Genomic DNA, 1,255 nt, shown 5'->3' with positions numbered 1-1,255 from the left:
GATCGCTTCGCTGTCGACCTCCACGTCGACCGGCATCGGCTCGTTGTCCACCGGCCTCTCGACCACCGACAGCACCGTCGCATCGCTCTCCACGTCGACCTCGACCGGCCTCAGCTCGGCCACCAGCTCGATCGCCTCGCTGTCGACCTCCACGTCGACCGGTATCGGCTCGCTGTCCACCGGCCTCTCGACCACCGATAGCACCGTCGCGTCGCTGTCCACGTCGACCTCGACCGGCTTGAGCTCCGCGAATAGCTCCATCGCTTCGCTGTCGACCTCCACGTCGACCGGCATCGGTTCGCTGTCCACCGGCCTGTCGACCACCGACAGCACCGTCGCGTCGCTCTCCACCTCGACCTCGACGGGCTTGAGCTCCGCGAATAGCTCGATCGCTTCGCTGTCGACCTCCACGTCGACCGGCATCGGCTCGTTGTCCACCGGCCTCTCGACCACCGATAGCACCGTCACGTCGCTCTCCACGTCGACGTCGACCGGCTTGAGCTCCGCGAATAGCTCGATCGCTTCACTGTCGACCTCCACGTCGACCGGCATCGGCTCGCTGTCCACCGGTCTGTCGACCACCGACAGCACCGTCACGTCGCTCTCCACGTCGACATCGACCGGCTTGAGCTCGGCCACCAGCTCGATCGCCTCGCTGTCGACCTCCACGTCGACCGGCATCGGTTCGCTGTCGACTGGCCTGTCGACCACCGATAGCACCGTCACGTCGCTCTCCACGTCGACGTCGACCGGCCTCAGCTCGGCCACCAGCTCGATCGCTTCGCTGTCGACCTCCACGTCGACCGGTATCGGCTCGTTGTCCACCGGCCTCTCGACCACCGATAGCACCGTCGCGTCGCTCTCCACGTCGACGTCGACCGGCCTCAGCTCGGCCACCAGCTCGATCGCTTCGCTGTCGACCTCCACGTCGACCGGCATCGGTTCGCTGTCGACTGGCCTGTCGACCACCAACAGCACTGTCACGTCGCTTTCGACGTCGACGTCGACGGGCTTGAGCTCGGCCACCAGCTCGATCGCCTCGCTGTCGACCTCCACGTCGACCGGTATCGGCTCGTTGTCGACTGGCCTCTCGACCACCGACAGCACCGTCACGTCGCTCTCGACTTCGACGTCGACGGGCCTGAGCTCCGCGAATAGCTCGATCGCTTCGCTGTCGACCTCCACGTCGACCGGCATCGGCTCGTTGTCCACCGGCCTCTCGACCACCGACAGCACCGTCGCATCGCTCTCCACG

The 1,255-nt window shown here is 66.4% G+C and carries 1 protein-coding gene; it reads right to left on the bottom strand.

Going from position 1 to position 1,255, the window contains the following annotated elements:
- On the bottom strand, positions 1-1,255 hold a 1,255-nt coding region (locus X946_RS36810; protein ID WP_442854586.1), incomplete at both ends, for a hypothetical protein.

It is taken from the genome of Burkholderia sp. ABCPW 111 (assembly GCF_000773065.1).
Taxonomy (GTDB): domain Bacteria; phylum Pseudomonadota; class Gammaproteobacteria; order Burkholderiales; family Burkholderiaceae; genus Burkholderia; species Burkholderia savannae.
This window is presented reverse-complemented; position numbering and strand designations above follow the sequence as displayed.